The following is an 8494-nucleotide window of genomic DNA, read 5'->3' on the forward strand; positions in this document are numbered from 1 at the left end:
GTTTCCATCTGGCCAATGGCCGTGGTGCGCGGCGATGTCAGTACCATTTCGATCGGGGCTGGCAGCAATATCCAAGATGCCGCCGTTTTGCACGTGACCCACGATGGGCCGTATTCGGATGGAGAAGGGCCATTAAGTATTGGCGCTGAAGTTACCGTCGGACATCAAGCCATGCTGCATGCTTGCACGATTGGAGACCGTTGCTTGATCGGCATGAGTGCGATCATTATGGATGGCGCGGTATTGGAAAACGAGATCCTGATTGCCGCTGGAAGTGTGGTGCCGCCAAACAAAAAACTGGAGAGCCGCTCGCTCTATCGTGGTAATCCGGTTAAACGTATCCGTGATCTGAAGCAGGATGAGATCGAGATGTTGGCTTATTCTGCCAGACATTATGTGAAATTGAAAAATTCCTATTTAGAAGAGTTGGATCCGGCGAGTAATTTATAACGCTGCTTGTACAATTCGAGTGTATCCGGTCGTTGTTTGAACCAGATCCCGAACGCATCGGCGGCCTGTTCGATCAACATACCAAGACCATCCCAGACCCGTTCGGCTCCGTTTTCCTGAGCCCAGTCGCAAAAAATTGTCGAGGTCTTGGTATAAGCCAGGTCCACACAATAGGTGTGCTCACCAATCATGCGAGAATTTACGTTGGGTAAAGTGCCATAAATACTGGCCGAAGTTGCATTAATTATTAGATCAAAGGCTTGTTTGTTCTTGTCCGGATCGAGAACTTTGGCACCACGTTTTTCGCCATAATGCTTGACCAGTTCTTCGGCACGACTCATGGTGCGGTTCAATATATACAGCTCACCTACTTTTTGAACAAACAGGGTAGGTATGATCGCCTGTGCCACACCACCGGCACCGATAACCAGTACACGCTTGTTTTTGGCATCAAATTTCTGATTGTGTCGCAAGTCACGAATAAAACCGGTGGCGTCTGTGTTGTCACCACTGAGTTCGTGGTTCTTGCCCATCCAGACCGTGTTTACCGTACGCGTGGTTTTCGAAATGACACTGTGTTGCTTGCAAAAACGATAGGCCAGGTTTTTATATGGCATGGTTATATTCAATCCGGTACCGCCACCGGCAAAAAAACTGAGTATGGTTTCTTCCACATCTTCTTCGGATGTATCAAATAATGAATACTCCAGATCCATATCAAACTGGGCGGCAAAATGCCCGTGAATTATTGGCGAAAGGCTGTGTTTGACCGGCGAGCCGATCAGTCCACAATGATAGGATTTTTTTTCTTCCATGTTTAAAGTCTTTTTTTAATTATTTGGAAATTCAGGGTGTAAGCCAGTGTGCCACGTCTTTGGCATAATAGGTCAAAATGCCGGTACAGCCGGCACGTTTAAATCCGAGTAAACTTTCCAGCACACAGGCTTGCTCGTCCAGCCATCCGTTTTGAGCCGCGGCCTTTAGCATGGCGTACTCCCCACTGACTTGATAAGCGAAAATCGGCACTTGAAAGTTGTTTTTCATGTGTCTTACTACATCCAGATAAGGCATGCCAGGTTTAACGATTAACATATCGGCACCTTCGGCAATGTCCAGTGCCGCTTCACGCAAAGCCTCATCGATATTGGCGGGATCCATTTGGTAATTCTTTTTATCGGCCTTGCCAAGATTACCTGCTGAACCCACAGCATCACGAAATGGCCCATAAAACGACGACGCATATTTTGCGGTATAGGCCAAAATTTTTGTGTTTACAAACCCAGCTTGTTCCAGCGCCTTACGAATAGCGCCAATGCGTCCGTCCATCATATCGGAAGGCGCCACAATATCGGCACCTGCTGTGGCATGCGACAAGGCTTGCTTAACCAGAATTTCTACCGTGGCATCATTAACAATGTAAGCGTTGTGATCGATCAAGCCATCTTGTCCGTGAGACGTGTAAGGGTCGAGCGCAATGTCGGTTATCACCCCCAGTTCGGGGTAGGCATCTTTTAACGCTCGAACGGCTCTTGGGACCAAGCCATCCGGATTAAATGCTTCTCGGGCATCCTCGGATTTCAAGTCTGCATTGATCACAGGAAAAATAGCCAGGGCCTGGATGCCCAGTTCCGAGCATTCCCCGGCCACTGCCAACAGTCGATCAATGCTCAGGCGTTCAACGCCGGGCATACTTGGAACGGCTTCGCTGTGATTTTCGCCCTCCATCACAAAAACCGGATAGATCAGGTCGTGCACATGTAAACGATGTTCCTGAACCAACTCCCGTATAAACGCCTTGTCGCGCAAGCGGCGCGGGCGATTCAAAGGGTAATTTCCGTCAAACTGGCTCATTATGGTGTCATTTGTCATGCAAAGGCGGTATTGTAGTGGATTGCGTGCATTTCTGATAGATTTTTGTACATAATTCACTGAATTTATTGATATTTCACTCGGTCTCGTAATAACTTTAATCCTCTCTTGGTCTTCCATGCATAATAGGCAAGGAGATAATTTCTTTGGTAAAAGAGATGCCAGACCAGATTCCTGACAAGCCAGATTTTGACGAGTTCAGTCACGCTTTTGCAGCTGACCTTTATCGTTATCTGGTGTGGCTTTGCAAAGACCCGGATCTCGCCTCGGACGTGGCGCAGGAAACCTGGTTACGGGCCTGGCGCTCCTGGGACAAGTTACGCGATGGTAAAGCGGCCAAGCAATGGGTGCTGACGATCGGGCGGCGGGAGTTTTATCGATTCCTTGATCGCCGGCGTGATCATCATTACAACCTTGAAGAAGCCATGATCAGTAATCCACAGTATTTTGCAACACAAGATGTCAGCCACATTGACGACGTCAGAGACGGGCTTTGGAGGTTGGAAGACGAATATCGTGAACCGTTGGTGTTGCAAGTATTAATGGGCTACACCACTGAAGAGATCGCTCAAACCATGGGATTAAAACAAGGCGCGGTCTTAACCCGCTTGTTTCGAGCGCGTAAAAAACTAAAAGTAGAGCTTGAAAAACAAGACGAAAATATTGGTCCGCGCAGTAATAATGTGACCCCGATCCGGTCTTAATAAACACACAAAGAGAAAATTGCTACCTGAGATAGCAAGCTGAACAAGTATGATAGAGAACATTGACTGTATAAGTTTCAAACGCAATTGTGGTGCAGAACCACAACAGGTTGAAACTAACCCGAAACTGTTTGCGCACCAACAAGAGTGTGTCGCATGTGCCGATTATTATGCTGCAAGCTTAAGCCTGGAAGGCAAGCTGTTGTCGGCTCTGTCATTACCAATTACACAAAACAGTATCGACCATCAACTTAGCAAGGTCATTGCTGCAAAAAACGAGAGGCGTCCAGGCTCATTAATCAAACAAAAATTCCGTCCATGGCTAGCGGCAGCAGCCAGTATTATGCTTGCAATCACGGCTCTATTTGCCATGCAATATCCCGGCACGGCAATCGCCAGCGAAGTGGTTGAGCATATTCACCACGAACCCAATCTATTGGTCTTGACCCACACCGTTACACCTCGTGAACAAGTGGATATGGTTCTTAAGCAGGCGAATATAATGCTGAATGACCAGAGTATAGAAATATTATCTGCAAGCTTATGCCCATTTGCGGGGCAACTTGCAGCACACATTGTGGTCAAAGGTGAATCGGGTAGACCGGTTACAATACTGATCATGCCGGAAATGCGTACGCGTGCTGCCAAGATCAAAAGCAAAGAATTCAATGGAAGAATCTTACCCGCGGAGCATGGCGCCATTGCCGTGATCGGCGGCAAAAAGGAAAATCCTGATTATATGGATCGAGTTTTACTCGAAGCATTTCATTGGCAGGATTAATATTCGCCGCTCTGCGGTTAGTTGTTTCATTTCATTTTTTACATATCAGGAGAAAAACCTTATGAACAAAAAATCCATCAAACCATTAGCTATTGCAGTAACAGCAGCAATGGCAGCAACCATGAGCACTTCAGTTAGTGCTGATAATCCATTTTCCGCAACCGCGCTAAGCTCCGGCTACATGTCTAATGTCTATCTCACCGAAGGCGAAGGCAAGCGAGCTGAAAATTGCGATAAATCCAAAGCCGAAGGTAAATGCGGTGAAGGCAAATGTGGTGCCAAAGGCGAAAAGAAAGACGCTGAAGGCAAGTGCGGCGAAGGTAAATGTGGTGAAGGCAAATGTGGCGCTGAAAAAGATGGCATGGACAAAGGTGCTGAAGGCAAGTGCGGCGAAGGCAAGTGTGGCGCTGCTGAAGACAAAGCCGAAGAAAAAGGCGCCGAAGGCAAATGCGGCGAAGGCAAGTGTGGCGGTAGCGTTTAAGACCGATTCATTTAATATCGCATGATCATAAGCCCGCTTAACGCGGGCTTTTTTATACCTGGATGACTTGCTGTTCAGGATTTATGACCCTGTTGCATGGATGGTTGAAAAGTTGCGGAATATTCCTCACGATCTTTTCCTGGATCCATCTGTACCAACTATGAAACAGTTCGTCTAGAACCCTATTTCATCCAAACTAAGCGCATGATTTCTATGTTTTTAATGATCAAATTTACCGACGCAAGTGGCTGTCAACTTTTGACAATTGACACTCAATCGAGACCTTGCTTTGTAACATATATGGGACACATGCCGATAAATTTGACTCTTAAGTGTCGCAACTGTAACTTTCTGTAAACAATGGATACTGAACGTAGTTTTCGTTTATTTAGGGCATTCGATTAACCTGCATCAAAATGCAGACACAGTTGGATGTCAAAAATTCTAAAAACAATTGAGGGATTAACGATGAAAATCAAAGTAGCCATATTCATGGCGTTGTTATATCTAAGTACCGCCGGATTTGCCGAAACGAAAATCCATGAGGTACAACCATATCCAGCAAACGGACCAGAAGTATTGGTTGTTTGGGGTACCGATTTTAATGATCCAAGTGTCTATTTAGGTACGTATCTAGATCCTCTGGATATCAGCCTTGATCAGTCACTGTGTACCATGATGAGTGCTAATCCTGCGCCACCACTGGATCCCAGCAGTTTTGATTGCGTGGTTGTGGATCTGCCAGTGGTAATGGGCGGCGAGCCAAATGTACCTTCTGGTGATTATTTATTGAAAGTTGTCACAGAAGGCGGGGAAGCCGTATGTGGCGACAAACCAAGTTCTCTAACCTTTCTTTACACACCAAAAGATTGTAGTGGTTTCAATTCACAAGCCGATTCTACTTGCTCGGGTGATATGACGGGATCTATGAGTGATGCGTCCGTGTCAACTTTTGGCAAAGATGCAGATGCCTGGTTATATGAAACCTCGGTCATGGATGGTGGCACTGTCACTTTTATAGCGTCCGGATCCAAATGGAAAAATAAACTAAGTGTTTTATTAGAAGCCGACGGCAATTCTCAAGAATTCTTTATTCACACATCCTGCTCTCAACCACTAATACTTGGTGAAGAGTATGGAAGTTTCCAGCTTATTGATTACGTAGGTAATGGCGGTGGAGTTACATCGCAACACGATTTATATGATCTGACCTTAGGGGCTGTAGGTCCACAAGGACCTAAAGGCGATAAAGGCGACCAGGGTCCTCAAGGTAAGATCGGTGCCGCTGGTGCAGACGGAACGGACGGTGCTCAAGGTCCACAAGGTAAGGTCGGTGCCGCTGGTTCTGACGGTGCCCAAGGTCCTCAAGGTAAGATGGGCTTTCCAGGCGCACAAGGTGAGCAAGGACCTCAAGGCCCCCAAGGTGATCCAGCGTCTAACACTACACTTATGAATCTGACTTGTGGTACTTCAAGTGTTGGTAACACCAAACACTGTGGCCTCGGTGCTGTGAGTGGTACGCACGACGATGTTGGTATTATCTTGCCATTCGGTGGCAACATTGAAGGCTTTGCATGTAAGGCAAATGATATCTCGGGGAACACTGTTAGTCCTCGGTCAGGCGTTATTTGTACCATTTACAAAGATCTTGCAAATTCCTCAGATGGGCAAACAACAGGTATCTCCTGCACGACAGATGTTTCTGGCACATGTTTAGCGCCAGTAGGTTCTGCCTCCATTGCGGTGCTAGATTCTCTAAGTATAAGAATTACTGGAGTAAGTGGGTCCGTCAGCGCACTCTCGGGATCACTTGTGATTTCACCAACACCATAGTAAGAGGTAACTGAAAAATAATGCCCTGCAGTGCTTAATTATTGCAGGGCGTTTTTTTTGTTAATATGACATGACTGACTTTTAAAATTGACCTTTAGTGTTTACCATTAGTGATAGTTATCATTACAGTTCAATTAATCATTTAAATTAAGGAGTCAAACAATGCGTAAAGGGTTTTATTATTGCGTACTCATTTTTGCAGTCCTTATAAGTGCGAATGGAATAACTGCCGTTCCGACTACAACCACTTCTTTGTCATTATTGGCTCAAGGATCCACGGCTGCCACGCCAAAGATGTCTTTTGAGTTGCTGGGTCGTTGGCAACGTGGCCCGGTATTCGCCAGTGCGGTCTCCGGCAATTATGTGTATTTTGGATCGGGAGGCGAGATCCGGGTTCTGGAATCGGATAAAATGAATAAGGATAAATGGAACGAGGTCGGTTCAATAGAAACCAATGGCATCGTTCGTGGTCTGTTTGTGTCCGGTAAACATCTTTATGTAGCAGATGACAGCGGCGGGATGATTGTTATAAATGTATCAAATCCTAAGAATCCTAAAGAAACCGGACGCATAAAAACTGGCAAAAGTGTCAGAGCAGTGTATGTCGTTGGAGATTATGCTTATTTGGCTGCACAATGGGACGGACTGATTGTAATTGATATTACTGACCCAGCTCAACCTGCACTTGTCAGTAAGCATAAAACAACAGGCATTGCTTATGATGTTTATGTGCATGGGTCGTTAGCCTTTGTTGCAAATGCGTATAGAGATAATGGTCTCAAAATAATTGATATATCAAAACCAGGACTACCTAGGGATGTCGGTTATTTTGAAATGCCTGGTATCGTTTACGGTGTTTCTGCAGATGAAGATAACGCATATTTAGTAAGTCTGGAAAAAGATGAGAAGGATGGTGCCGGTGGTCTGACTCTAATTGATATTTCTGACCCGGCAAATCCGTCGAGAGCAGGTTTTCAGCATCTAAAATATGGCGCCGAACGAATTTGGGTGCAAGATTCAAAAGCATATCTGGCCGGAGTAGCAGATGACGCTGGCCTAATCGTTGTAGATGTGAGCGATGCAACTTCTCCTGAATGGCTAGGTCGTTATCATAATCCAACATGCTCAGAGTCCGTGACGGTAGCAGGATCGCATGCTTTTCTAGGGCATGGAGACCTTGGTCTTGAGATTCTCGATATTACACAAACCACATCACCACCTATTATTGATCATCATGATGCCGCAGGAATGTCGCGAAGCGTACAAACAATTGGCAATCTCGCTTATGTTGCCAACGGCTATACAGGATTGAGGATATTGGATGTGTCTGATCAAAGTAGCATTCAAGAAGTGAGTGTGTTGAAAACTTATCGTGCTTTAGATGTTCATGTTGATGGACCTTACGCTTATATTGCAGATGATTTTAGCGGCCTACGAGTTATTGATGTCAGTGAGCCTTCTTCGCCACAAGAGCTAGGCAAGCTAGACACTCCTGGGTATGCAGAGGGAATTACAAAAAATGGAGACTACATTTATATCGCAGATGGTGACGCCGGTTTAAGGATTATCGATGTATCAAGCCCACAAAACCCCTCAGCGGTTTCCAGTTTTAATACTTCAGGTTACAGTTACGATGTGGAAGTTAGTAATAATTTTGCTTTTGTTGCAGATAATCGATCGGGTTTAAGAATTTTTAATGTTGAAAACCCAAATGAGATAAAAGCAGTCAGCTATTATATTGCTCCTAATGATGATGAGGTGCGTAGTGTTGATATTGCAGGGAATTATGCTTACCTTGCGGCAGGTAAGTCGGGAATGATTGTGCTTGATATAACTGATCCATATAAGCTGCGGGAAATAACAGTTAAAGACACGCCCCGTAATGCTAAATCAATACATGTAGACGACTCAATTGCCTATGTAGGTGACCTTGAGTGGTTGCGTGTATATGATATCTCGAATCCATCTTCACCACAGGAGATTGACTCTTATAAGGTTCCTAATGTGGTCGATCATATTTCAGTTGATAATGGCAAAGCGTATGTTGCAGGTTATGACGGTGGTTTGTTGATCCTGGGCTTGCAAGCCAAGAAAACAAAAATGGCTGAGCAAAAGCAAAGTCGATAAGCTAACTGAATTCTTTTTGCAGAAAAAGTCCACATATGTGGACTTTTTTTATTTTTTATCACACCCAGACCGAATCCGCTGACTCCAGATCAACTGTTTCCCTGGCTTCCTGATACTTGGGGCGGATGTCGGCGAGTATGCGGAAGATCACCGGTACCAGGATCAGGGTGATCATGGTGGCAAACAATATCCCGTAGGCCAAAGAGATGGCCATGGGTTTCAGGAACTCGGCGGCCAAACTGTTTTCCA

At 45.5% G+C, this 8494-nt stretch carries 9 protein-coding genes; 6 read left to right on the forward strand and 3 right to left on the reverse strand.

Annotated elements, in window-relative coordinates:
* Positions 1-450, forward strand: a 450-nt coding sequence (locus HKN88_08625) for a gamma carbonic anhydrase family protein (protein NNC98123.1), incomplete at its 5' end; no start/stop codon positions are given.
* On the opposite strand, the gene aroE is transcribed toward HKN88_08625, so the two are convergent.
* Together aroE and hemB are read right to left on the reverse strand one after the other, a co-directional pair.
* Positions 414-1265: a shikimate dehydrogenase gene (gene aroE, locus HKN88_08630; protein NNC98124.1), complete on the reverse strand. Its 852-nt coding sequence runs from the start codon at positions 1263-1265 to the stop codon at positions 414-416. The genes HKN88_08625 and aroE overlap by 37 nt on opposite strands.
* Positions 1266-1296: 31 nt before the next feature.
* On the reverse strand, positions 1297-2301 hold the full coding sequence (gene hemB / locus HKN88_08635; GenBank protein NNC98125.1) for a porphobilinogen synthase: 1005 nt from the start codon (positions 2299-2301) through the stop codon (positions 1297-1299).
* Between the two features lie 176 nt (positions 2302-2477).
* Between hemB and HKN88_08640 the strand changes: the two genes are divergently transcribed.
* The 5 genes from HKN88_08640 to HKN88_08660 all read left to right on the forward strand — a co-directional run bounded on the left by HKN88_08640 (position 2478) and on the right by HKN88_08660 (position 8245).
* Positions 2478-3023, forward strand: a complete 546-nt coding sequence (locus HKN88_08640) for a sigma-70 family RNA polymerase sigma factor (GenBank protein ID NNC98126.1) — start codon at positions 2478-2480, stop codon at positions 3021-3023.
* 49 nt (positions 3024-3072) lie between these two features.
* The gene (locus tag HKN88_08645) at positions 3073-3804 is read left to right on the forward strand and encodes a DUF3379 family protein (protein ID NNC98127.1); all 732 of its coding nucleotides are present in this window, start codon (positions 3073-3075) and stop codon (positions 3802-3804) included.
* A 61-nt stretch (positions 3805-3865) separates the two neighbouring features.
* Positions 3866-4285, forward strand: a complete 420-nt coding sequence (locus HKN88_08650) for a hypothetical protein (GenBank protein NNC98128.1) — start codon at positions 3866-3868, stop codon at positions 4283-4285.
* Positions 4286-5200: 915 nt separating this feature from the next.
* Positions 5201-6118 (forward strand): collagen-like protein, encoded by a 918-nt coding sequence (locus HKN88_08655; protein NNC98129.1) that lies wholly within the window; start codon positions 5201-5203, stop codon positions 6116-6118.
* Between the two features lie 162 nt (positions 6119-6280).
* Positions 6281-8245: a hypothetical protein gene (locus HKN88_08660; GenBank protein ID NNC98130.1), complete on the forward strand. Its 1965-nt coding sequence runs from the start codon at positions 6281-6283 to the stop codon at positions 8243-8245.
* 58 nt (positions 8246-8303) lie between these two features.
* On the opposite strand, the gene HKN88_08665 is transcribed toward HKN88_08660, so the two are convergent.
* Positions 8304-8494 (reverse strand): hypothetical protein (locus HKN88_08665; protein ID NNC98131.1); only part of this gene is annotated, 191 nt, incomplete at its 5' end.

It is taken from the genome of Gammaproteobacteria bacterium, assembly GCA_013001575.1.
GTDB lineage: Bacteria > Pseudomonadota > Gammaproteobacteria > Steroidobacterales > JABDMI01 > JABDMI01.